The organism is Bradyrhizobium sp. 482_C4_N1_8 (genome assembly GCF_052075965.1).
Lineage (GTDB): Bacteria > Pseudomonadota > Alphaproteobacteria > Rhizobiales > Xanthobacteraceae > Bradyrhizobium > Bradyrhizobium barranii.
Genome location: NZ_CP197231.1, coordinates 6,750,410 through 6,772,671, shown reverse-complemented (window position 1 = coordinate 6,772,671; position 22,262 = coordinate 6,750,410). Strand labels below are relative to the sequence as shown.

The 22,262-nt window shown below is 64.3% G+C and carries 19 protein-coding genes; 10 read left to right on the top strand and 9 right to left on the bottom strand.

What is annotated here, in order from left to right; all coding sequences use genetic code 11:
* Window positions 1-5 precede the first annotated feature (5 nt).
* The gene (locus AB7Z56_RS32150; protein WP_063984681.1) at window positions 6-1,586 is read right to left on the bottom strand and encodes a fatty acid--CoA ligase; all 1,581 of its coding nucleotides are present in this window, start codon (window positions 1,584-1,586) and stop codon (window positions 6-8) included.
* A 79-nt stretch (window positions 1,587-1,665) separates the two neighbouring features.
* A complete protein-coding gene (locus AB7Z56_RS32145) occupies window positions 1,666-2,538 on the bottom strand; it encodes an SDR family oxidoreductase (protein ID WP_063986558.1) in 873 nt (290 codons plus the stop codon).
* A gap of 105 nt (window positions 2,539-2,643) precedes the next feature.
* Here AB7Z56_RS32145 and AB7Z56_RS32140 point away from each other — a divergent pair, with 105 nt between their 5' ends.
* The 6 genes from AB7Z56_RS32140 (at window position 2,644) to ppc (ending at window position 10,641) form a co-directional block, all read left to right on the top strand.
* Window positions 2,644-3,453: a crotonase/enoyl-CoA hydratase family protein gene (locus AB7Z56_RS32140; protein WP_063984680.1), complete on the top strand. Its 810-nt coding sequence runs from the start codon at window positions 2,644-2,646 to the stop codon at window positions 3,451-3,453.
* A 181-nt stretch (window positions 3,454-3,634) separates the two neighbouring features.
* The gene (locus tag AB7Z56_RS32135; protein ID WP_231144416.1) at window positions 3,635-5,179 is read left to right on the top strand and encodes an acyl-CoA synthetase; all 1,545 of its coding nucleotides are present in this window, start codon (window positions 3,635-3,637) and stop codon (window positions 5,177-5,179) included.
* 111 nt (window positions 5,180-5,290) lie between these two features.
* Window positions 5,291-6,085, top strand: coding sequence for an enoyl-CoA hydratase/isomerase family protein (locus AB7Z56_RS32130; protein ID WP_063986557.1), 795 nt, complete (start codon window positions 5,291-5,293; stop codon window positions 6,083-6,085).
* A gap of 87 nt (window positions 6,086-6,172) precedes the next feature.
* Window positions 6,173-7,252 (top strand): rhomboid family intramembrane serine protease, encoded by a 1,080-nt coding sequence (locus tag AB7Z56_RS32125; RefSeq protein ID WP_063984678.1) that lies wholly within the window; start codon window positions 6,173-6,175, stop codon window positions 7,250-7,252.
* Between the two features lie 63 nt (window positions 7,253-7,315).
* On the top strand, window positions 7,316-7,720 hold the full coding sequence (locus AB7Z56_RS32120; protein ID WP_071915736.1) for a YccF domain-containing protein: 405 nt from the start codon (window positions 7,316-7,318) through the stop codon (window positions 7,718-7,720).
* A gap of 122 nt (window positions 7,721-7,842) precedes the next feature.
* Window positions 7,843-10,641 (top strand): phosphoenolpyruvate carboxylase, encoded by a 2,799-nt coding sequence (gene ppc, locus AB7Z56_RS32115; protein WP_063984676.1) that lies wholly within the window; start codon window positions 7,843-7,845, stop codon window positions 10,639-10,641.
* A gap of 73 nt (window positions 10,642-10,714) precedes the next feature.
* Here ppc and AB7Z56_RS32110 read toward each other — a convergent pair whose 3' ends face one another.
* The 4 genes from AB7Z56_RS32110 to AB7Z56_RS32095 all read right to left on the bottom strand — a co-directional run bounded on the left by AB7Z56_RS32110 (window position 10,715) and on the right by AB7Z56_RS32095 (window position 14,606).
* The gene (locus tag AB7Z56_RS32110) at window positions 10,715-11,881 is read right to left on the bottom strand and encodes an SMP-30/gluconolactonase/LRE family protein (protein ID WP_063984675.1); all 1,167 of its coding nucleotides are present in this window, start codon (window positions 11,879-11,881) and stop codon (window positions 10,715-10,717) included.
* Window positions 11,882-11,996: 115 nt separating this feature from the next.
* Entirely contained in the window at window positions 11,997-12,911 is a 915-nt protein-coding gene (locus AB7Z56_RS32105) for an SDR family oxidoreductase (RefSeq protein ID WP_014496864.1), read from the bottom strand.
* A gap of 138 nt (window positions 12,912-13,049) precedes the next feature.
* The gene (locus tag AB7Z56_RS32100) at window positions 13,050-14,189 is read right to left on the bottom strand and encodes a thiolase C-terminal domain-containing protein (protein WP_063984674.1); all 1,140 of its coding nucleotides are present in this window, start codon (window positions 14,187-14,189) and stop codon (window positions 13,050-13,052) included.
* A 3-nt stretch (window positions 14,190-14,192) separates the two neighbouring features.
* Window positions 14,193-14,606, bottom strand: coding sequence for a Zn-ribbon domain-containing OB-fold protein (locus tag AB7Z56_RS32095; RefSeq protein ID WP_038957112.1), 414 nt, complete (start codon window positions 14,604-14,606; stop codon window positions 14,193-14,195).
* 193 nt (window positions 14,607-14,799) lie between these two features.
* Between AB7Z56_RS32095 and AB7Z56_RS32090 the strand changes: the two genes are divergently transcribed.
* The 4 genes from AB7Z56_RS32090 (at window position 14,800) to alkB (ending at window position 18,404) form a co-directional block, all read left to right on the top strand.
* Entirely contained in the window at window positions 14,800-16,149 is a 1,350-nt protein-coding gene (locus tag AB7Z56_RS32090) for an amidase (RefSeq protein WP_063984673.1), read from the top strand.
* Window positions 16,142-16,828 carry a DUF2848 domain-containing protein gene (locus AB7Z56_RS32085; RefSeq protein ID WP_063984672.1) on the top strand — a complete coding sequence of 229 codons (687 nt, stop codon included), beginning with the start codon at window positions 16,142-16,144 and terminating at the stop codon, window positions 16,826-16,828. Before AB7Z56_RS32090 ends, AB7Z56_RS32085 begins: the two co-directional genes overlap by 8 nt.
* A gap of 157 nt (window positions 16,829-16,985) precedes the next feature.
* On the top strand, window positions 16,986-17,741 hold the full coding sequence (locus AB7Z56_RS32080) for a 2OG-Fe(II) oxygenase (protein ID WP_063984671.1): 756 nt from the start codon (window positions 16,986-16,988) through the stop codon (window positions 17,739-17,741).
* A 9-nt stretch (window positions 17,742-17,750) separates the two neighbouring features.
* The gene (gene alkB / locus AB7Z56_RS32075) at window positions 17,751-18,404 is read left to right on the top strand and encodes a DNA oxidative demethylase AlkB (protein WP_063984670.1); all 654 of its coding nucleotides are present in this window, start codon (window positions 17,751-17,753) and stop codon (window positions 18,402-18,404) included.
* A 131-nt stretch (window positions 18,405-18,535) separates the two neighbouring features.
* Here the strand turns inward: alkB and AB7Z56_RS32070 are convergent, their stop codons facing one another.
* The 3 genes from AB7Z56_RS32070 to hpaD form a co-directional block, all read right to left on the bottom strand.
* Window positions 18,536-20,161 carry a thiamine pyrophosphate-dependent enzyme gene (locus AB7Z56_RS32070; protein WP_063984669.1) on the bottom strand — a complete coding sequence of 542 codons (1,626 nt, stop codon included), beginning with the start codon at window positions 20,159-20,161 and terminating at the stop codon, window positions 18,536-18,538.
* A 44-nt stretch (window positions 20,162-20,205) separates the two neighbouring features.
* Complete coding sequence (locus tag AB7Z56_RS32065) at window positions 20,206-21,075, bottom strand: fumarylacetoacetate hydrolase family protein (protein ID WP_063984668.1); 870 nt, start codon at window positions 21,073-21,075, stop codon at window positions 20,206-20,208.
* Window positions 21,076-21,269: 194 nt separating this feature from the next.
* A complete protein-coding gene (hpaD, locus tag AB7Z56_RS32060) occupies window positions 21,270-22,253 on the bottom strand; it encodes a 3,4-dihydroxyphenylacetate 2,3-dioxygenase (RefSeq protein ID WP_063984667.1) in 984 nt (327 codons plus the stop codon).
* Window positions 22,254-22,262: the final 9 nt, after the last annotated feature.

Sequence of the window (22,262 nt, the reverse complement as noted above, 5' to 3'; positions counted from 1 at the left end):
AGCGGTCAGTTCACCCTTCTATCCTTCCCCGCCCAATAAGGCTCGCGCAGCTGCCGCCGCAAAATCTTGCCTGACGGGTTCCTCGGCAGGGCCGGCAAAAACTCCACGCTCTTCGGCGTCTTGAACCCGGCAATGCGTTCGCGGGTGAAGTTGATGATGTCGGTGGCGGTCGCCTGCTTGCCGGGCTTCATCACCACGACGGCCTTCACGGCCTCGCCCCATTTGTCGTCGGGCACGCCGATCACGGCGGCTTCCGCGACATCGGGATGATCGCACAGCGCGCTCTCGACCTCGGCGGGGTAGATGTTCTCGCCGCCGGAGATGATCATGTCCTTGATGCGGTCGTGGATGTAGAGGTATCCGTCCTCGTCCATGTAGCCGGCGTCGCCCGTGCGCAGCCAGCCATCGCCGCGCAGGGTCGCCGCAGTCGCCTCCGGCAGGTTCCAATAGCCGGCCATGTTGGAGCCTGAGCGCGTCGCGATCTCGCCGACCTCGCGCGGCGGCAGCGGCTTGCCGTCCGCATCCAGGATCGCGATCTCGACGCCCGGCAGCGCCTTGCCGGCCGAGCGCATCCGCTCGAGGCCCTCGACGTGGTCCTCCGGCGGCAGCGCGACGATGGTGCCTGTCGTCTCGGTCATGCCGTACATCTGCACGAAGCCGCATTTGAAGATCTCGATGCATTCCTTCAGCAGCGCCGCCGGAATCGGCGAGGCGCCATACAGCATGTATTTCAGCCGCGAGAAATCGACCGTCCTCGCGCGCGGCTGCCGCACCACGAACTGCATCGCCGCCGGCACCATGAACAGCTTTGTGATGCCCGACTGCTCGAAGAAATCCAGAACCTTGGTTGGATCGAACTCGCGCGCGATCACGCCGCGGGCGCCGTGATAGAGTCCCATCACGCCCCAGCCGGAGCCGCCGATGTGGAAAATCGGCATCGCCACCAGCGACACGTCGTCGGTGGACCACCGATTCCATTCCGGCTTGTCCTCGGCATTGCCGGTTTGCACGAGGTTGAGGAAGTTCGCATGCGACAGCATCGCGCCTTTCGGCTTGCCTGTCGTGCCCGACGTGTAGAGCTGGATCGCGATGTCCTTCGTGTCGATCGGCACCTTCGGGTCGTCGCCGCTTTGCGCATCGCGCCAGGCTGTAAAATCCTGCCATTCCGGCGCGCCGCCTTCGGTGGTGATGACAGTGCGCACGCTGGGCAACTGGTCCTTGATCTGGCGGACCTGGGTGACGAACTCTGGCCCCACAAACAGAACCGGCGCCTTGCAATCGGCGACAATGAAGGCGACCTCGGGCCCGGCGAGGCGCCAGTTCACCGGCGCCATCACCACGCCGGCCTTCATCGCGCCCATCAGCAGCTCGAAATAGAGATCACTGTTCTTGCCGAGATAGGCGATGCGGTCGCCGCGTCTGACGCCCATCGCGATCAATGCGTTGGCGACCTTGTTGGTCTTGACGTCGAACTCGGCAAAGCTGGTGACGCGGCCCTCGAACTCGTAGGCGGTGGCATTGCCGCGGCTGGTCGCGCGCTCGCGCACCATGTCGGCGAGATTCGCCAATGGCTGTGTGGTGGACATGTCTCTCCCGTGGCATCTTGTTTTTGTGTCGCGGAGTGTGGCGTCATCCGCGGGCAAAGACAATACGGGAGAGAGCGAGCTACCCCCGCTTGGCCCGGTCCTTCTCGTTCTGCGCCATGATGCTCTCGCGCGCGGTTTTCCAGTCGTCGTCGCTCCAGTCGCGGAGCTGGTAGAAATTGCCGCCCATCGCCAGCGCCTGCGCGCCGTCCATGGCGATGGTCTCGCCGCTGATCCAGTCGCAGCCGCCGGAGATCAGGAACACCGCGAGGTTCTGCAATTCCTCCATGGTGCCGACGCGGCCCATCGGGTTCATGGCCTTGGTGCGCGCGCCGGCTTCGTCGCCGGGCTTGATGCGCTTGCTCATGCCCTCGGTCGGGATCTCGCCCGGCGCGATGGTGTTGAGGCGGATGCCGTAGCGGCCCCATTCGGTCGCGAGCGACATCGTCATGGCGTGGATCGCTGACTTGCTCATCGCGGACGGCACCACGTAAGGCGAGCCGTTGCGCACCCAGGTCGTGGTGATGGAAACGACATTGCCGGGCTGCTTCAAGGCGATCCAGCGCTTGCCGACCGCATGGGTCACATAGAACGTGCCGTGCATCACGATGTTGGCGACGGCATCGAAGCCGCGGGGCGAGAGCTCTTCGCTGCGCGAGATGAAATTGCCGGCCGCGTTGTTGATGAGATCGGTGAGGGGAGCGTCACGAAAGATGGTCTCGATCATCTCTTCGACCGCGAGCGCGTTGCGGATGTCGACGCCGTGGCTGGTGACGCGGCCACCATACTCAGCCATCAGCTCGGTCGCGGTCTCGTCGCACACGATCTTGCGCCGGCCGCAGATGTGCACCTCTGCTCCAAGCTGGAGGAAGCGCGCCGCCATCGACTTGCCGAGCCCGGTGCCGCCACCGGTGACAAGGATGTTCCGGCCGGCCAGAAGATTTTCCTTGAACATGGCTGTTTCCTCCGCAGGCATTGTCAGTTAATTGGTCGATTGACTAAATCCGGCCGCCGGCTTCCTGTAAAGCGGCACTGAACAAGAACAGGGGAGAATTCATCCATGGAAGAGCGCGTCTCGATCTCGATCTCGGAAGGCGTCGCCGACGTGCGCCTAGTGCGCGCGGACAAGATGAATGCGCTCGATCAGGCGATGTTCGAGGCCCTTGTTGCCGCAACCGACCGGCTTTCGAAGGAAAAGGGCGTGCGTGTCGTCGTGCTCTCGGGCGAAGGCCGCGCCTTCTGCGCCGGTCTCGACATGGGGCGTTTTGCCGCCATGAAGGAGAAGGGCGGCAACGGAATTCCGGGTGGCGAAAATCGCGACCTCACGGCGCGTACGCACGGCCAGGCGAACTTTCCGCAACAGGCGGTGTGGGGCTGGCGCCAGCTTCCGGTTCCCGTGATCGCGGCCGTGCACGGCGTCGCTTTCGGCGGTGGGTTCCAGCTCTCGCTCGGTGCCGACATGCGCTTTCTCTCACCGGATGCGCGGATGTCGGTGATGGAGATCAAATGGGGCCTCGTGCCCGACATGGCGGGCACGCCGATCCTGGCCTCGCTCGTGCGCGACGACATCCTGCGCGATCTCACCTACACCGGCCGCATCTTCTCCGCACAGGAGGCGATGAACTACGGCCTCGCGACGCGCATCTGCGACGACCCTCGCGCCACGGCTCTCGAAGTCGCGCGCGAGATCGCCGGCAAGAGCCCCGATGCGATCCGCGCCGCAAAGCGCCTGCTCAACAATCTCTCGGTCGATCCCGGCCCGGCGCTGCTCGCCGAGTCCATCGAGCAGCAGAAGCTGATCGGTCGTGCGAACCAGACCGAAGCGGTGCGCTCCAATCTGGAGAAGCGTGCGGCGAGGTATGTGGATTAGTAACTCCCCGTCATTCCGGGGCGATGCGTAGCATCGAGCCCGGAATCCATAACCACGATCGGGAGTATGGATTCTCAGATGCGCAATTGCGCATCGTAGCTTGCGCCTTCGGCGCATCCCGGAATGACGATCGCGGGTGTGGCTACAATTTTGAACCGACGAAAGATCGGAAAAGCAACAAATGAGCGAAACGTCCCCATTCCTCGGCATCGTCTCCGGCGAGCGCCGCCGTACCCACGCCGAAGTCGCCAACCGCGCGGATCGCATCGCGAGCGGCCTCGCCAAAATCGGCGTCAAGCAGGGCGATTGCGTCTGCATGCTGATGCGCAACGACATCGCCTTCCTCGAAGCCGCCTACGCTGCGATGCGGCTCGGGGCCTATGGCGTGCCGATCAACTGGCACTTCAAGCCGGAGGAGATCAACTACATCCTTGGCGATACCGGCACGTCCGTGCTGATCGGGCATGCCGACATGCTGCACGCCCTGCGCGATGCCATCCCGAAAGGCGTCACCGTGCTCAGCGTGCCGACCCCGCTGGAGATCCTGTCCAACTACAAGATCGACCCCGATCACCTGAAGACGCCGGACTTCGCGATCGATTTCGAATCCTGGCTTGCGCAACACCAGCCCTATGACGGCCCGGTCGTGCCGCAGCCCATGAACATGATCTACACGTCAGGCACGACCGGCCATCCAAAGGGCGTGCGGCGCAATGCGCCGACGCCGGAACAGGCGGCGGCCGGCGAGCGCATGCGTGCGATGATCTATGGGCTCAAGCCCGGCGCCCGCGCGATCCTGCCGGGTCCGCTCTATCACTCCGCGCCAAATTCGTTCGGCATCCGCGCCGGCAAGCTCGGCGGCGCGCTGGTGCTGATGCCGCGGTTCGAGGCGGAAGAATTTCTTGAGCTGATCGAACGGTACAAGATCGACACCATCTTCATGGTGCCGACCATGTTCATCCGCCTGATGAAGCTGCCTGAGGCGGTGCGCAAGAAATACGATGTCTCGTCGCTGCGCCACATCATCCATGCCGCCGCGCCATGTCCGGCCGACGTCAAGCGCGCCATGATCGAATGGTGGGGGCCGGTGATCTACGAATTCTACGGCTCGACTGAATCCAGCGCCGTCACCTTCGCGACCTCTGAGGATGCGCTCAAAAAGCCCGGCACCGTCGGCAAGATTTCCCCCGGCGCCGAACTGCGCTTCATCGGCGATGACGGCAGCGTGCTCCCCGTGGGCGAAATCGGCGAGATCTATTCCCGCATGGCCGAAATGGCTGACTTCACCTACCACAACAAGCCGGAGAAGCGCGCCGAGATCGACCGTGACGGTTTCATCACCTCCGGCGATGTCGGCTATATCGACGAGGACGGCTACGTCTTCATCTGCGACCGCAAGCGCGACATGGTGATCTCAGGCGGCGTCAACATCTATCCGGCCGAGATCGAATCCGTGCTGCATGCCGTGCCCGGCGTGCATGATTGCGCCGTGTTCGGCATCCCCGATGCCGAGTTCGGCGAGGCGCTGATGGCGGTGGTCGAGCCGCAACCGGGTGTCACGCTCGATGCCGGCGATATCCGCACCCGGCTCAAGGGCTCGCTCGCCGACTACAAGGTGCCCAAGCACATCGAGATTCGCACGAGCCTGCCGCGCGAAGACTCCGGAAAGATCTTCAAACGCCGCCTGCGCGATCCCTATTGGGAGCAGGCGGGGCGGAAGATTTGAAAGCCTTGTAGCCCGGATGGAGCGAAGCGCAATCCGGGGCGGTGCTCGCGTCAGAAAGACCCCGGATTTCGCTTCGCTCCATCCGGGCTACGAACACAGGAACGAATGATCATGACCGACGCCGCAAACGAAGTCCTCTATGAGGTCGCCGACCACATCGCGGTGATCACGCTGAATGCGCCGGAGCGCATGAACACGATCTCCGGCCCGATGCTGAACGATCTGGCGCGGCTGCTGACCGAGGCCAATGAGGACCGCAACGTCCGGGTCGTGATCCTCACCGGCAAGGGGCGGGCATTCTGCGCCGGCCTCGATTTGCGTCGGGAGCGCGACGGCAATGGCCTCAGTGCCGCGTCTTCGCCGACCACGATCAATCTGCGCAACACGCCGCCGACCGTGCTTCAGGCGATGGACAAGCCGACCATCTGCGCCGTCAACGGCGGCGCCGCCGGTTACGGCATGGACACCGCGCTCGGCTGCGATATCCGCATCATGGCGGAGTCCTCGAAGCTTGCGGCGGCCTTCGTCAAGCGCGGCGTCGTGCCGGAATCCGGCGGCACGTGGCTGCTGCCGCGGATGCTCGGCTGGGCCAAGGCGTCCGAGCTGATTTTTACGGGCCGCACGCTGAGCGCGCGCGAGTGCCTGGAATGGGGCCTCGCCAACGAGGTCGTTCCGGATGCCGAGCTGATGAACCGCGCCACTGCGATTGCCCGTGAAATCGCCGCCAACGCGCCGCTCGCGGTGCAGGCCTCCAAGCGCATGATGCGGATGGGCCTCAACGAGAACTTCTCCGATCACGTTCACCACGTCTACCTCCAGCTTCTGCCGCTGTTCAAGACACAGGACATGGCCGAGGGCATGAAGGCGTTCATGGAGAAGCGTGAGCCGAAGTTCGAGGGGCGGTAGGCGCCGCCTGATCGCGCACGCTGGAGTAGCAATCAGTAATCGGCTCGGCTAGGTTGACGTTCCCACGCCAACCGCTTGCGATCGCCGATGCCCTCATACCGCGCCAGCTTCTTCGAAGTTCCTCATGCGGCCCTTTACGCGCTGATGACGGTGACCGTCCTGGCGTCGGGATTCTGCTTCATCCAGGCAGGTAGTCCGGCGGCGCCGGCAGAGTTGTTGTATCGCTATGGCGGCATGTATTCGGGCGCAATCGCGCGGCATGAGTACTGGCGCCTGCTCGCCTATGGCTTCCTGCATGTCAACTTCGTCCACCTCACCATGAACATGTTGTGCCTCGTGCTGTGGGGCGGACATCTCGAGCGGCGAGTGGGACCGGCCTATTTCCTCATCATCTATCTCTGCGCGATGGTGTTCGGCGCCGTCATCGGCAATGGCATCCATTCCACGCCCTATTTGACCGTCGGCGCGTCCGGCGCCACGTCGGGCATTTTGGGTGCGCTGCTCTGCCTGTGGATCCTCGGCAAGCTCGACGTCAGGTTCGACTTCTTCGCCATCAACATCGGATTGAACATCGCGTTTGCGCTCGGCAATTCGCGGATCGACTGGGGCGTCCATCTCGGCGGCTTTGCGGCCGGATTGATCGCCTGCGCATTGCTGGACCTCATCGAGAAGGCGAATCCTTACGCGCTTCGTTGCAAATTTCCCGAAGCCGTGAAGGTCAATCTCACTCTGTTGGCCTGTGTTGCTGCTGCGTGGGCTTGGAGCGGTCAGGCCATCGCCGCCGGGATTTCCGGATGGGGCCTGGCCATCGTTGTCGTGATCGCATGCTGTGCGGTCGTGAAGGTGGTTGATCTCGTCCTCTCCATGAAGAAGGGTCTTGCGATCGTCGTGGTCGCCCTGGCTGGAGCGAATGCTGTCACCATCCTGCTGTGCGGTTTGGCTCTGGCATCTTCTTGCAGTCCGCGCTGGCCAACCGGGTCCGTTCCACTCGATAATCTTCTCGTCATATTCTGTCCCAATCCTGTTCTGATCTCGGGGCTGGCCGCGATCGGTGCCGCCGCGGTGACGCTGTGGCTCTGCGCAAGGGAAATTTCGCGCGGGATCGAGGATGTCGGATTTGTCGGCACATCGCTGCGTGCCGAACGCAGCCGGCGTCATGGACTATGACCGCGGAGGTCGTGCTATAAGAGGGCTCATTGACCCCGGATCATCCCAAGGTTCCTAAATCTAATGGCCCCCGTTTCCATTCTGCTCAACGTGATCTGGATTCTCATCGGCGGTGCCTGGATGGCATTCGGCTGGCTGGTGGCTTCTGTCATCATGGCCATTACCATCATCGGCCTTCCCTGGGCGCGGGCGGCGTTCAACATCGCGGTCTACGCCCTGCTGCCGTTCGGCTCGCGCGCGGTCAACCGCGACGAGGTCACCGGTATGGGCGATATCGGCACCGGCCCGCTCGGGGTGATCGGGAACATTATCTGGTTCGTGCTGGCCGGCTGGTGGCTGGCACTCGGCCACGTGCTGACAGCCGTGATCTTCGCCGTCACCATCATCGGCATTCCCTTTGCCTGGGCCCATCTGAAGCTTGCGGGGATCGCGCTCTGGCCGATCGGCAAGGTGATCGTGCCGGCCTAGCCGCAAGGAGTGATCGCCCCTTTCAGTGTGCGCCGCCCCCAACTTCATCTTGCGCTGCGGCAAAAAACTTGCACACTCGGCTGAGCCGGGCAGCGAAGCGAGCTCGAACAAGGAAGCGAGCCATGTCCCTCCAGACCGTGCCACCCGACACCACTGACCATCGCCCTAATCGCCCTGAGGACGCCCAGGCGCTGGAGGCAGATGTGCGGCTGCGTGACGACATCCGCCTGCTCGGGCGCATCCTGGGCGACACGGTGCGCGACCAGGAGGGCGCGGAATTGTTCGACTTGGTCGAGCGCATCCGCCAGACCTCGATCCGGTTCCACCGCGACGAGGACCGGCTTGCCCGCCGCGAGCTCGAGCAGATCCTCGACAGCATGTCGACCTCCGAGACGGTGCGGATTGTCCGCGCCTTCAGCTATTTCTCCCACCTCGCCAACATCGCCGAGGACCAGAACAACATTCGCCAGATGCGCGCCCGCAGTGCCGCCCAGAGCACCGGTTCCGGCGTACTGGCGGAGACGCTGGCCCATGCCAGGGACGCCGGGATCAGCTCCGATGTGCTGCGTAATTTCTTCAAGACCGCGCTGGTCAGCCCGGTCCTGACCGCGCACCCGACCGAGGTCCGTCGCAAGAGCACCATGGATCGCGAGATGGAGGTCGCGGCATTGCTGGACCGCCGCGAGCGTGTGGCGCTGACTGAAGACGAGGCCGCCGCCAGCGACGAACAGCTCCGCCGCGAGGTGCTGACGCTGTGGCAGACCAATCTCTTGCGCCGGACCAAGCTCACCGTGCTCGACGAGGTCGCCAATGGCCTGTCCTTCTACGACTACACCTTCCTGCGCGAGGTACCGCGGCTGGTCAACGTGCTCGAAGACCGGCTGGAGGAGAGCGGCGAGGCGGCTGCAAGCGAGCTCGCCTCGTTCCTGCGCATGGGCAGCTGGATCGGCGGCGACCGCGACGGCAATCCCTTCGTCACCGCCGACGTCATGCGCGGGACGCTGCGGCTGCAGTCGAGCCGGGTGATGCAATTCTATCTCAACGAGCTGCATGTGCTCGGCTCGGAGCTGTCGATCGCAGCGCACCTCGCCGACGTCTCCGAGGAGCTGCGGACGCTGGCGGAACGCTCGCCCGACACCTCGCCGCACCGGAGCGGCGAGCCTTATCGTCTCGCGGTCTCCGGCATCTATGCGCGCCTGACGGCGACGGCCGAAAAGCTCGAGGTCGAGATCACGCGCCGGCCGGTCGGCAAGGGCAGGCCTTACGAGACCGTCAGGGAGCTGCAGGCCGATCTCGACGTGCTGCACCGTTCGCTGATCTCCAACAATGCCCGCGTCATCGCCCGCGGCCGGCTGCGACTGCTGCGGCGCGCGGTGGATTGCTTCGGCTTCCATCTGGCGCGGCTCGACATCCGCCAGAATTCGGCCGTGCACGAACGTACCATCGCCGAGCTGATGGATGCCGCGAACCCCGGCATGTCCTATCTCGCGCTGGGCGAGGACGCGCGCATCTCGCTGCTCACCAATGAATTGCGCAGCACACGCTCGCTGGTCTCGCCATTCGTCAAATACAGCGACGAGACCATGGGTGAGCTCAACGTCTTCCATTCCGCCGCGGAGGCGCATGCGAAGTTTGGCTCGGACGCCATTCCCCAATGCATCATCTCGATGTGCAAGGGCATGTCCGACATGCTCGAAGTGGCCGTGCTGCTCAAGGAGGTCGGCCTCGTCCATCCCTCCGGGCGCAGCGCCATCAACATCGTGCCGCTGTTCGAGACCATCGAGGATTTGCAGGCCTCCAGCGGCATCATGGATCGCATGCTGTCGCTGCACGATTACCGCCGCCTCGTCGACAGCCGCGGCAGCGTACAGGAGGTCATGCTCGGTTATTCCGACTCGAACAAGGATGGCGGCTTCGTCACCTCGGGCTGGGAACTCTACAAGGCCGAGATCGGCCTCGTCGACGTGTTCGAGCGTCACAGCGTGCGCTTGCGCCTGTTCCACGGCCGCGGCGGCTCGGTCGGCCGCGGTGGCGGTCCGAGCTATGACGCCATCATCGCCCAGCCCGGCGGCGCGGTGAACGGGCAGATCCGCATCACCGAGCAGGGCGAGATCATCTCGTCGAAATATTCCAACGCCGAAGTCGGCCGCAACAATCTGGAGATCCTCGCCGCCGCAACGCTGGAGGCGAGCCTGCTGCATCCGCGCCAGAGCGCGCCGCGCCGCGAATATCTCACCGCGATGGACGAGCTTTCAAATTTGGCTTTCAAGGCCTATCGCGGCCTCGTCTACGAGACCGACGGTTTCGTCGATTATTTCTGGGCCTCCACCGTCATCAACGAGATCGCGACGCTGAACATCGGCAGCCGTCCGGCCTCGCGCAAGAAGACCCGCGCGATCGAAGATCTGCGCGCCATTCCCTGGGTGTTCTCCTGGGCGCAGTGCCGCCTGATGCTGCCCGGCTGGTACGGTTTTGGCAGCGCGGTCGAGCAGTGGATCGCGGAGCATCCCGACAAGGGCATGCCGTTCCTGAAAGAGCTCTACAGGGAATGGCCGTTCTTCCGCATGCTGCTGTCGAACATGGACATGGTGCTGGCCAAAAGCTCGATCGCGATCGCCTCGCGCTATGCCGAGCTCGTGCCGGACGAAGCCTTGCGCGAAAAGATCTTCGGCCGCATCCGCCGCGAATGGCATTCCTGCATCGAGACGCTGCTCGACATCATGGGCCAGGACCGGCTCCTCCAGGGCAACCCGCTGCTGGAGCGCTCGGTGCGCCACCGCTTCCCCTATCTCGATCCGCTCAACCACGTGCAGGTCGAGCTACTCAAGGAGCACCGCGCGCAGAACCCGGACGAGCAGGTGTTGCGCGGGATTCAGCTCACCATCAACGGCATCTCGGCAGGGTTGAGGAATACGGGTTAATGGGGCGAGTAGCGAACAGAAGGGCGTGCCGCTGCCGACTATTCGCTACTCACCATTCGCTATTTGTTGATGTTCACGGCTTTAGTGCGCCCTGCACACTGGTGTACACAGCATAGAGCGATGTCGAGCCACAGATATACAGCCTGTTTCGCTGCTGACCGCCGAAGCTCAGATTCGCTACTGTTTCCGGAATATGAATCTTGCCGAGCAGACCGCCCGATGGCGTATAACAGCGCACGCCGTCTTCGTTCGGATCGCCCCAGCCCACCGAACACCAGACCCGTCCTTCGGTGTCACAGCGGACGCCGTCGGTGATGCTTGGCTTTGGCATCTCGGCGAAGACCTTGCTGTTCGACACCTTCCCCGCCGCCACGTCGAGGTCGAACACGCGGATATGCGATGGGTTGTCCGGTCCGTCCGTGAATCCGGTCTCGCAGATGTAGAGCTTCTTCTCGTCGGGCGAGATGGTGATCCCGTTGGGTTCCACAAAATCGTCGATGACGACCTTGACGTCGCCGGTTTTCGGGTCGACGCGGTAGACGTTCTTCTTCTCCTGCTCGGGGTCGGCCTTGATGCCCTCATAGAAGCCACCGATGCCGTAGGCCGGATCGGTGAACCAGATCGCGCCATCGGCGGTGACGACCGCATCGTTCGGCGAGTTCAGTCGCTTGCCATTGAATTTGTCGGCAATGATGGTGATCGAGCCGTCGAGTTCGGTGCGCGTCACACGCCGCCCACTATGCTCGCACGTGATCAGGCGTCCTTCGCGATCGATCGTGTTGCCGTTCGAGTTCATCGAGGGTTGACGGTAGACGCTGGTATGACCGTCATCCTCCGAGAAGCGCATGATGCGATTGTTGGGGATGTCGCTGAACAGCAGATATCGTCCGGCTGCAAAATACACGGGACCTTCGGCCCATCGGAAGCCGGTTGCAACACGCTCAACCGCCATGGTGCCGGCGAAGGCCGGGAAGTCGGCAGGCCCGAACGTTGGCGGCCCCTTCTTCGCGGATTCCAGACGGGAGTCCGGGTAGCGGCTGCCGGGAAGCGGTCCCAAGGGCAACGGGGCCGTCGATATCGTCGGAGTGCCGGTCTGGCCCAATGGCGCGACAGAGGCTGCCAGGGTTGCGTTCATCGTAACGCCGGTCGCGGCTACCGCCGCTGCCGCGCCCTTCAAGAGGGTGCGGCGTCCAAGGCACGGCTCATCAGTACCGGTAGAATTGGTCAGTGATTTTGTCATAGTCGCCTCCCGTTTTTTTGTTGGAAGGAAACCATTCGCCCGCAATCGGGCGTAATGCGGGCGATCTCCGGTCGGACAACCGGAGATCGCAATGCAACAATTGCTGGGAAAACGGCTAGACGGGATCCCAGGGGAAGATGTCGGCCGAACGGTCGAGCTTGTAGAACGAGCCCTTCAGTGCCGGCATGCCGTGTTCCGCGATCGTTTGCGGCGTCCAGCCCTCGCTGCGATGAACCGAGCGCAGCGGGCGGTTCTGGCTGAACAGGAACAGCTCGTTCATGCGTGCGCCGAAGATCTGCCCGGAGACGTCCTTGGCGGCATCGGAGAGCAGATAGGCGCAGATCGGCGCGATCTTCTCCGGTCCCATCTGCTTGATCTTCTCGACGCGCGCCTTCTCAGCTTCGGTCTCGGTCGGAATGGTGCCGATCATGCGGGTCCAGGCAAACGGCGAGACGCAGTTGGAGCGGACGTTGAAGCGGCCCATGTCGAGCGCGATCGACTTCGACAGCCCGATGATGCCGAGCTTGGCCGCGGCGTAGTTGGCTTGGCCAAAATTGCCGATCAGGCCGGAGGTCGAGGTGAAGTGCACGAATGAGCCGCTCTCCTGCTCGCGAAAGATCCGCGCCGCAGCGTGGCTGACGTAGAACGAGCCCATCAGGTGAACCTTGATGACGGCCTCGAACGCTTCCACGCTCATCTTGTGGAAGATCATGTCGCGCAGGATGCCGGCATTGTTGACGACGCCGTCGAGCTTGCCGAAATGATCGGTCGCGGTCTTCACGATCTTGCTGGCGGGGACAGCTTCCGCCACCGACTCGAAATTGGGCACCGCGATGCCGCCGCGCTTCTTGATCTCGTCGACCACCTCCTCGGCAGGCGAAGCGCTGGAACCGGCGCCGTCGGCGGCAACACCGGGGTCGTTGACGACGACCTTGGCGCCCTCCGCCGCGCAGAGCAGCGCGATCTCGCGCCCGATGCCGCGGCCCGCGCCGGTGACGATGATGACCTTGTCTTGCAGTGATTTTGTCATGTGAGTTCTCCGCTAGCCGTTCCAATTTCCGCCGTCATTCCGGGATGCGCCGCAAGGCGCAGGCCCGGAATCCATACTCCCGATCGTGGTTATGGATTCCGGGCTCGTCGCTGACGCGACGCCCCGGAATGACAGTCGTTACCTCTCGTTCGTAAACACGATCGTGCCACTTGCCGCGAACATGCCGCCGACGCCGTGACACACCGAAATCTTCGCGTTCGGCACCTGCGCCGGCGCGATGCCGCGCATCTGGCGCACGCTCTCCTGGAGCGCGTACATGCCGTACATGCCCGAATGCATGTAGGACAGGCCGCCGCCATTGGTGTTGAGCGGCAGCTTGCCGCCGGGCCGCGTGTTGCCGTCGGCGATGAATTGGCCTGTCTCCTCATGCGGCATGAAGCCGAGGTCGCCAAGGCCGAACAGCGGCAGATGCGCAAACGCATCGTAGATCATGAGATGGTCGACATCCCGGTGCGCGATGCCGGCTTCCCTGAACGCCAGCGGGCCGGCGGTCTTGAACGCGCGCGAGGAGTTGAAAGTCTCCATCTGGCTGACCATCGGCGTTTCCACGCTCTCGCCGGTGCCCATGATGTAGACGGGCTTCCTCGGAAAATCCTTGGCGCGGTCGGCCGAGGTCAGGATCAGCGCGCCGCCGCCGTCGGTGACGAGGCAGCACTGAAGCAGGCGGAACGGATAAGCGATCATGCGCGAGTTGAGGACGTCGGCGACCGTGATCGGGTCCTTCATCATCGCGCGCGGATTCTTCGCCGCCCATTCCCGCTGCACCACCGCGACCGAAGCAAGCTGCTCATGGGTGATGCCGTAGGTCTTCATGAAGCGCAGCACGGGGATCGGGAACATGCTGGGCGGGCCGTAGACGCCGAACGGCGCCTCGAATTGGCCGTTGAGGCTGTCCGGCGGCGTCGAGCGCGGCGCCTTTCCGATCATCGACTTGCCGCTCTCGGCATGCGTGATCAGCACGGTCTTGCAGAGACCGGCCTCGATCGCCGCCGCCGCATGGCGAACGTGCAGCATGAACGAGCAGCCGCCGACCGAGGTGCCGTCCACCCAGGTAGGCCTAATGCCGAGGTAATGGCAGACCTGCTGCGGCGTTTCGACCGCGGTGGCAAAGCCGTCGATGTCGGAGAGTTTCAGCCCGGCATCCGCGATGGCGTTGAGCGCCGCATCCGCGTGGAGCTGGAGCTGCGACATATTGGGGATGACACCGAGTTCGGAGGTCTCGGCCGCGCCGACGACGGCAACCTGGTTGCTGCGCATGGCCTATCCCTTCGCCGGACGGAACACGGGGAGGGTGATCTTGTCGTCGAGCGCCTGGAAGGCGACTTCGAGCTTCATGTCGAGCTCGAGCGCCTCCGGCGTCTGCGGACAATCGATGATGTTGCTCATCATCCGCGGTCCTTCGGCGAGCTCGACCACCGCGATCGCATAAGGCGGCGTGAAGCCGGGAGCGGCGGGACGATGATTGATCACGTAACTGTAGAGGAAGCCCTTGCCACTCGCCTTGAAGATGCTGACCTTGCGCGAGGCGCAGGATGGGCAGAACGGACGCGGCGGGAAATAGACATGCGCGCAGGCGTCGCAGCGCTGCAAACGCAATTCGCCCGCTTTCGTGCCGTCCCAGAAATGCTGGGTCTCCGGCGTCGGTTTCGGGCGCGCGCGCTGCGGTTCGGCCATGTCGGAAAACCCTCCCAAAGGCAATTCTTGATAAGGCCTGGGCTTCACGCCTGGCTATTTCGATCTTGATGCGACAATCGACCATCGCGCGTCAACGGTCCAGCAATGCGCATGCATGCCATCATGCGCACAATGCTTGTGTCGAACCGAGGCGGCGCTATAGATTGCGCGCGCAATATTCCGTGAGACAGACATGCCCGATTTTCCGACACTGGCGAAACTCGCCGACGACCTCGAAAGCGGCCGCACGACCTCCCGCAAGCTGGTCGAGGCATGCCTCGCCAGGATCGCCGACCCGGCCGGCGAGGGCCAACGCACATTCATCCACGTCGACAAGGACGCCGCGCTCGCAACCGCGGATGCGATGGACGGCTTGCGCAAGGTCAAGGCGGCGCCGTCGCGCTATGCCGGTATCCCGGTCTCGATCAAGGATCTCTTCGACATCAAGGGCCAGGTCACGCGCGCCGGCTCCCGCGCGCTCGACGATTCTGCGCCGGCCGATCAGGACGCCGCGACGGTGGCGCGGCTGCGCAAGGCCGGCTTCGTCGTGATCGGGCGGACCAACATGACTGAGTTCGCCTATTCCGGCATCGGCATCAATCCGCATTACGGCACGCCGAAGGGCGCCTGGAACCGAGCCGAGGGACACGTGCCCGGCGGCTCGTCCTCGGGCGCCGCGGTGTCCGTGCTCGACGGCATGGCGCATGGCGCGCTCGGCACCGACACCGGCGGCTCCTGCCGGATTCCGGCCGCCTTCAACGGCATCGTCGGCTACAAGCCGACGCAGCGCCGCGTGCCGCTGGACGGCTCCGTGCCGCTGTCCTTCTCGCTCGACAGCATCGGGCCGCTGGCGCGGTCGGTCAGCTGCTGTGCCATTCTCGATGCCGTGCTCGCGAACGAGCCGATCGTCCCGCTGAAGCCGCGGCCGGTAAAGGGCATGCGGCTCGCAGTGCCGACCACGATTGCGCTCGACGATCTCGATGCGGACGTGGCCTCGACGTTCGAGCGCGCGCTCAAGAGCCTCGCCGATCACGGTGCGATCATCGAGCGGATCGAGATGGCCGAATTTCACGACATCGGCCCGATGAACGCCAAGGGCGGCTTTGCGGCGTCCGAAAGCTATGCCTGGCATCGCTACCTCATTACGGCCAAGGGCGACGTCTACGACCCCAGGGTCTCCGTGCGCATCATGCGCGGCGAGGCGCAGAGCGCTGCCGATTACATCGATCTCCTCAACGAGCGCCGCTCGCTGATCGTGCGCGTCAATGCGCGCGTCGCGCCCTATGACGCGCTGGTGCTGCCCACCACCGCCAACACGCCGCCGAAGATTTCCGATCTCGCCGATGACAAGGCGTTCACCAGGGAAAACCTGCGGGCGCTGCGCAATTGCACCCTCATCAACATGATCGACGGCTGCGCCATCTCGCTGCCCGCGCATCGCGAGGGTGACGTTCCTGTCGGCCTGATGCTGGCGGGCGCGGGCGGATCTGACCGTCGTATTTTCGAGCTTGCTGCCGGCATGGAGGCCGTAATTCGTGTTTGACCTGACTTTCACCGTTGACGCCCAGGACACCACCACGCCGCTGACATTGGCGATCGACCAGATGGTCATTGCGGGCTGGACCGGCCGCGATCCCGTCGCGCGCGACAAGCACATCGCCGAGCTGCAAGAGATGGGCATCGCCCCGCCGGCCTCGACGCCGATCTACTACCGCGCCTCGGCGCGCCGGCTGACCCAGGAAGACGGCATCGAATGCTGTGGCGGCGATTCCTCCGGCGAGGTCGAATTCGTGCTGATCGGCTGGCAGGGCCGCATCTTCGTCGGCTGCGGCTCCGACCATACCGACCGCAAGGTCGAGGCCTACAACGTCACGGTCTCCAAGCAGATGTGCGACAAGCCGGTCGCATCCACGCTCTGGGAGCTCGAGGACGTCATCGGTCATTGGGACAGGATGATCCTGCGCTCCTACGCCACCATCAAGGGCGAGCGCGTGCTCTACCAGGAGGGCACGCTGGACGCGATGCTGCCGGTCGCCGACCTCATCGCGCGCGGCTTTGAGGGTGGCAAGTTCCCCGACGGCTGCGCCATGTTCGGCGGCACCTTTGCTGCCAAGGGCGGCATCCGCCCCGCCGATCGCTTCGATTTCGAGCTGGAAGACCCCGTGCTGAAGCGCACGATCAAGCACGGCTACGACGTGACGACGCTGCCGGTGCGGGGCTGAGGCGCCTCCCCACCGTCATTGCGAGCGCAGCGAAGCAATCCAGGCTGGTTCCGCGGAGGCAGTCTGGATTGCTTCGTCGCAAGGGCTCCTCGCAATGACGGGGAGATATCGGGAATCGGGTGGCGGCGGGCGGATCGATCTTGCGAAAGTCGTAGCTATGACAGCAACAGCACGCAAATCGCCTCAATCGCCTCATAAGTCGGCCGCCGACCTCGCCGCCCATGTCGACACCCTCGACTGGCCGCAGATCACGGCCGAGCTCGACTCCCAGGGCAGCGCCGTCCTGAAGAATCTGCTGGCGCCCGACCTATGCCGCGCCATCGCCGCGCTCTATCCCGATGATGCGGGCTTCCGCAGCCGCATCGTCATGGGCCGCCACGGGTTTGGCCGTGGCGAGTACAAATATTTCTCCTACCCGCTGCCCGATCTGATCGCGGAGCTCCGCCCGGCGCTCTATGCGCATCTTCAGGGCGTTGCCAATCGTTGGAACGAGGCGATGGGGATCGACATCCGTTATCCAGCCGCGCATGCGGCGTTCCTCAAGCGCTGCCACGAGGCAGGCCAGGCGCGGCCGACGCCGCTGCTGCTGCAGTACGAGACCGGCGATTTCAACTGCCTGCACCAGGATCTCTATGGCGAGCACGTGTTTCCGCTCCAGGTCGCGATCCTCTTGTCCGAGCCGGGACGCGATTTCACCGGCGGTGAGTTCGTGCTGACCGAGCAGCGCCCGCGCATGCAGTCGCGTGCCGAGGTCGTGCCGCTGATGCAGGGCGATGCGGTCGCTTTCGCCGTGCATCACCGCCCGGTGCAGGGGACACGCGGGACTTACCGCGTTAATCTCCGCCATGGCGTCAGCCGGATCAGGTCCGGCCAGCGCCACACGCTGGGTGTGATCTTCCATGATGCCAAATGAGCGTTGCGATTGACGGGTGATCTGTTCGACACCGCCGCCGAGGCACAGCCGTCGCGCGAGGAGATCGCCGACGGTGCCGTCTTGCTGCGCGGGTTCGTCAGGCCGATCGAGAGCGAGTTGATCGCCGCCGTGCGCGCGATCGTGACACAGTCGCCGTTCCGCCGCATGACCACGCCCGGCGGCCACCTGATGTCGGTGGCGATGACCAATTGCGGCGAGCGCGGCTGGATCACCGATCACACCGGCTATCGCTATGATCCCATCGATCCGCGAACCGGCGCGCCATGGCCCCAGATGCCGACGGTGCTTCGCGACCTGGCCCGAGGCGCGGCGGAGCAGGGCGGGTTCACCGGCTTTGCGCCCGACGCCTGCCTCGTCAATCGCTACGAGCCCGGCACGCGGCTGTCGCTGCATCAGGACAAGGACGAGCTGGACTATTCGGCGCCGATCGTCTCGGTCTCGCTTGGGCTGCCCGCGACCTTCCTGTTCGGCGGCCTGGCGCGCAGCGACAAGCCACGCCGCTTCCGGCTTGTCCATGGCGACGTGGTCGTCTGGGGCGGAGCTAGCAGGCTCGCCTATCACGGCGTCGCGCCGCTCGCCGATGGCGAGCACGCGCTGCTGGGAAGGAAGCGGATCAATTTGACCTTCCGCCGGACGCGCTGACGCTTCTCGTCATTCCGGGATGCGCCGTAAGGCGCAGGCCCGGAATCCATACTGCCGATCGTGGTTATGGATTCTCAGATGCGCAATCGCGCATCATAGCTCGCGCTACGCGCGCCCCGGAATGACAACAACTACGGCTTCGGCGGATGAATAAACGCCCAGGGGCTGACTTCCGAATCCCGCGTCACCTCGATCGAAATCAGATATGGCCCGCCATGGGCCAGCGCCTTTTCCATCGCCGCCTTGAACTGGTCCGGCGCGGTGACGCGCGCAGCAGCCACACCAAAGGACTCCGCGAGCTTGACGAAATCCGGATTGACCAGATCGGACGCCACCACGCGGCCGTTAAAGCGCTCGCGCTGGTCGCGGCGGACATTGCCATAGGCGTTGTTGTTGAACACCAGCGTCACCACGCCGATGTTGAACTGCACGGCGGTGGCAAGCTCCTGCACGCCGAACATGAAGCCGCCGTCGCCGGTGATCGCGACCACCGGCTTGTCGGGATTGGCCACCTTGGCCCCGAGCGCGGTGGGGAAGCCCGAGCCGAGCGTGCCCTGATAGCCTGACGTGATGAAGGTGCGCGGCTCGTAGATCGGAAAGCCGTACCAGGAGGCGAAGCCGAACTGCGATAATTCATCGGTGACGATCGCGTTCGCCGGCAGCACCTCGCGCAGGATGTTGAGATACGCCATCTGCGGCTGGATGCTCTGGATCTCCGCCAGCGCGGCCGCGGTGGCCTCGCGGATCGCGGCGCGGCGGCCGGCGGTCTTGCCGTAGCCGGCCTTGCTGACCGCTTGGATCAGATCGGCGGTCGCGGTCTTGGCATCGGCGACGATGGCGGTGTCGGAGATGAAGCGCCGCATCTCGACGGGATCGATGTCGATGCGGATGCTCTTCAACCCGTCGGGCCGATACGGCCAGCGCGACATGGTCGGCAGCTCCAGCCGCGAGCCGATGCCGATCATGAGATCGGTCTTCGGCCACAGCTTGTAGGCGGCCGCCATCGTGAGCCCCAGCTCATGCGCGTTGGAGACGATGCCGCGCCCGCTGCGGAAGGCGACGACGGGTGCATCGATCATCTCGGCGAGCTCGAGGATTTCGTCGCGCGCCTCGATCGCGCCGCTGCCGACGAAGATCATCGGCGCCTTGCTGCTCCTGATCACCGCGGCCGCCTGCGTGATCAGATCAGGGTCGGGCAATGGCGCGGGCAGCGGCTCCAGCACCTTTGCGGCACAGGTGTCCGCGCGCTGGGTGAAGACGTCCCAGGGCATCTCGACCGAGGCAGGGCCGCGCCGCCCGGACGTCATTTCCTGGAAGGCGCGCGACACGGTGGTCGGCGCGTTGCCGGGCGTTTCAATCCGATCCGCCCATTTCACATAGGTGCGCAAGGTGGCGAGCTGGTCCGGCATCTCGTGCAGATGGCCGCGGCCCTTGCCCAGAAACTGCGTCGGCACCTGGCCGGTGACGCACAGCACCGGCTCGTTGCAGCCGTAGGCGGTCAGCAGCGCCGCACTCGCGTTGAGCACGCCGGGGCCGGGCACCACGCTGAACACACCGGGCTTGCCGCTGGAGCGCGCATAGCCGAACGCCATGTAGCCGCAGGCTTGCTCGTGCCGCGCGCCGATCACCTTGAGCTGGGCCTGGTGGAAGGCGTCGAACAGACCGTAGACCTGCGCGCCGGGCAGGCCGAACACGGTGTCGACGCCGTGGGCGACAAGGCCGCTTACGATCGCTTCGCCGCCGGTGAGGGTGGTCATTGTACTATTCCATTTCGATTGTTGTCAGGCTTCTTCGATTGTTGTCAGGCTTCGTCGACGACGCCATTCCGTAGCATGCCGATGCCTTCGGCTTCGACCTCGATGACATCGCCGGGCGTCAGATAGCGCGGCGGATCGAACCGCGCACCGGCACCGGTCGGCGTGCCCGTCACAATGATGTCACCGGGGACCAGCGTCGCGAAGGTCGAGATATAGCTGATGAGATAGCGGAACGGGAACATCAGCCGGCTGGTGCGGTCGTCCTGCCGGAGCTCGCCGTTGACATGCGTGGTGAGCCTGATGTCGGCGATCTGCGCTTCCCGCGTGTAGGGCACCAGCCACGGGCCGAGGCTGCCGCTGGAATCAAAATTCTTGCCCTGCGTGACGTTGAACTTGGCGTGGCGAAGCCAGTCGCGCACCGAGCCTTCGTTGCAGAGCGTGAGCGCTGCGATGTGGTCGAGCGCGGCGCTTTCCGCGATGTGCCGGCCCGCCTTGCCGATGACAAGCACGATCTCGCCTTCGTAGTCGAGCTGCGCTGACGCGCGCGGGCGCACCAAAGGCGTGTCGTGGCCGACGAAGGAGCGAGGCGAGCGCATGAACATGCTCGGATATTTCGGCGCCTCCTGGCCGTCCTTGTACTCGGCATTGCGGTCGGGATAGTTGACGCCGATGCAGATGATCTTTTCCGGTGCGGGCACCGGCGGCAGCCAGGTGATGTCGCCGAGCGCGTGGTCTGGCGTCAGGCTGGCGGCCTCCTCGGCAAGGCTCACGAGCTTTCCGGCGGCGATCACTTCGCGCAGCGTCGGATAGTCTTTTGCGTGGCGTGCGGAGAGATCGACGATGCCGCCCTCAAGGACGGCGCCGTACTTGGTTTCACCCTTGACGGAATAGGTGGCGAGGCGAGGGAGCTTCATTGGTGACTCTTCACTTCCTGTCGTCCCGGCGAACGCCGGGACCCATACCGCGGAATCTATCGATTGGATGAGGTAGGAGTACCGAACAACGGGTCTTCGCCAAACTCCTCCCTGTGGTTATGGGTCCCTGCTCCCGTGCGCAATTGCGCACTAGGCAGGGACGACGAAGAGAGAGGCTTTGCCTGTCATCGGCATTAATCCGCCACCAGCACGTCGGCCACGAACTTCGGCTCACGCACGGCCTGCCCGCTGAACGGCGAGCCCTGCTCGAACCAGGACCGCGGCGCCGGCGCGCCCCACAGCGTCTGGCGGCGCGGATCGCGCAGCGACCAGCGCAGCGGCTCGTGGTCGTGATCGCCGGTGAAATAATCGCTGGTGTAAAGTTCGAGACGGTGCCCGTCGGGGTCGCGCACGTACAGGAAGAACGCATTCGAGATGCCGTGGCGTCCCGGTCCGCGTTCGATGTTCTTGACGAAGCCTTGCGAGGCCATCACGTCGCAGAGATGGATGATGTTCATCGCCGTCGGCGTCCAATAGGCGAAGTGGTGCAGGCGCGGGCCCTTGCCGTTGGTGATGGCGAAGTCGTGGACATTGCCCTTGCGATGCATCCAGGCAGCCGCAATGCGCCCGTTCGGTCCGTCCTCCTCGGCGTATTCGGTGAGACGGAAGCCGAGCCGGGCATAGAAGTCGACGGTATCCTGCACCTCGGCGGCGAAGACGTTGAAATGATCGAGCCGCTGCGGATGGCATCCCCTGTAGAGATCGTAGCGGCGAAGCAGATGCGGGCGGCGGTCCATCGACGCGTAGAGCTCGATCTGGAAGCCGAAGGGGTCGGTGAATTGCAGCGTGCGGCCCTGGAAGGGCTGGTCGACGAAGGCGTAGGAGAGACCGTTCTCCGAGAGGAAGGAGGCGGCCTTGTCGAGGTCTTTGTCGTTGCCGACCTTGAAGCCGAGCCGGGCGCAGGCGGGTACCGCCGCCTTGCGCAACACCAGCGAGTGATGCTGGTGCTCCTCGGCTGCGCGCAGGTAAACGACCTTGTCGTCGGCATCCTCGACATGCAGCCCGACGGTGGTTTCGTAGAACGCACGGCTGAGCTTCAGGTCAGTCACGTCGAGCACGACGTGGCTGGAGCGGATGATGTTGAACGGCGGTTCGAAGATGTGTTGCGGTACGGGCATCGGCGTTTC